General features: G+C 41.8%; 3 protein-coding genes and 1 riboswitch. All 3 genes read left to right on the forward strand.

The annotated features are described in order from the left end of the window. Nucleotides 1–142 (forward strand): helix-turn-helix domain-containing protein (locus tag AC1DUA_RS36920; protein ID WP_477504457.1); only part of this gene is annotated, 142 nt, incomplete at its 5' end. Nucleotides 143–284: 142 nt separating this feature from the next. Next, entirely contained in the window at nt 285–1076 is a 792-nt protein-coding gene (locus AC1DUA_RS36925; RefSeq protein ID WP_477504455.1) for an SDR family NAD(P)-dependent oxidoreductase, read from the forward strand. Nucleotides 1077–1201: 125 nt separating this feature from the next. Further along, nucleotides 1202–1281: riboswitch (ZMP/ZTP riboswitch) on the forward strand. Between the two features lie 51 nt (nt 1282–1332). Further along, a partial coding sequence (locus tag AC1DUA_RS36930; protein WP_477504456.1) for a type 1 glutamine amidotransferase family protein occupies nt 1333–1552 on the forward strand: 220 nt, incomplete at its 3' end.

Here is a 1552-nt window from a genome sequence, read left to right on the forward strand (position 1 = left end):
CAACAAACTCGATATAAAAGATGTAGCTTTTTTACTTGGATATGAAGACCAGAATTCATTTTACCGCGCCTTTCGCTTCTGGGAAGGGGATACTCCTTCGAATTGGCGGTCCGACTATGTAAGGGCACACCCGACATCATAGAATTTCACACTACTTACTCTACTTTTTCTAAGTTGGCGCGTGAAGCAAGAAATTTGACGTTGCATGCTAGTTACCAAACGATCCTGACAAAGTATTATTATCTCTATCTGGCGCACATGGGTCATCAAAGGAGATGTAAAGTATGGATATGAGATTAATGAACAAGACAGCTTTAGTAACAGGATCGACCAAAGGTATAGGGAAAGCAATCGCCATTGAACTTGCAAGAGAAGGTGTCAACGTTCTCGTTAACGGACGAAATCATGAAGAGGTAGAGCAAACCGTGCAAGAACTGAAGGCGGAGTTCTCGTCAACCTCTCCTCAGAATGCAGTGGGCGATATAGTGGATAAGCAGCAAAGAGAAGCTATATTTGCTAAATATCCATCTGTCGATATTCTGGTTAACAATATGGGCATTTATGAAATCATGTCCTATGAGGAAGTTGACGATGAAGTATTGGAGAAATATTTTCGCACGAATGTGCTTGCCGCTAATGGCTTATCTAAGTATTATTTGCCTAAAATGTTGAAAAATAATGATGGTCGGATTATCTTTATAGCAAGCGAAGAAGCAATTATGCCTTCAGGTCTAATGCCACAGTATGCCATGACGAAATCTATGTTATTATCACTGTCCAAAAGTATATCTAAACTAACGATCGGAACGGAAGTCACATCCAATACGATCATGCCAGGACCAACGCTTTCCGAAAATGTATATCAAATCATTGAAAGCTTATTTCCAGAACACATGGAATTCTCGGAAAAAGAGAAAAAATTTATGGCAGCAAATCTGCCTCAATCCGAAATACAGCGATTCATCAAGCCTTTTGAAATAGGCAGACTTGCTGCCTTCCTATGCAGCCCTTATGCATCTGCGTTTAAAGGTTCTCCAATTCGGATGGACGGGGGTATGGTGCCTACGATTTTTTGAGTAGCTATGGTTTTGTTCTGATAACGGGGAAGCTTTCAACAATGAGTCGATTACTGTAATGCGACTCTGAGATTAAGGATTTCATCTAGACGACTTTCATTTTTCTATGTATAATAAAGGGAAATTCAGGTATGCGTAACTGGCGAAACGTAGAGGACTACGGGGGAGCGCATATATCATACAGCCGATCGCCTGGGCAGAGCGTTTGATCCGATGGGGTCAAATGCTCTTTCTATTTCTAAGGGAGATGATGGGGATGAAGAGGACAAGGCATGTTGGAGTTGTGTTGTATAATAAGGTAGATACGCTGGATTTTACTGGGCCTCATGATGTATTTGGGGTGGCAGGGTTCTTGGGCAGCAATTTCCAGGTCTTTACGGTAGCGGAAAAAGAAACCCCTTTGACAACCGTTAGCGGCATCACGATTACGCCACATTATAGCTTCGATACTTGCCCAGCGATTGACATTCTTATTG

The organism is Paenibacillus sp. 01T422 (assembly GCF_056398785.1).

Coding starts and splice junctions, on each gene's coding strand:
- AC1DUA_RS36925 (WP_477504455.1), top strand. CDS start 285: ATGGATATGAGATTAATGAACAAGACAGCTTTAGTAACAGGATCGACC.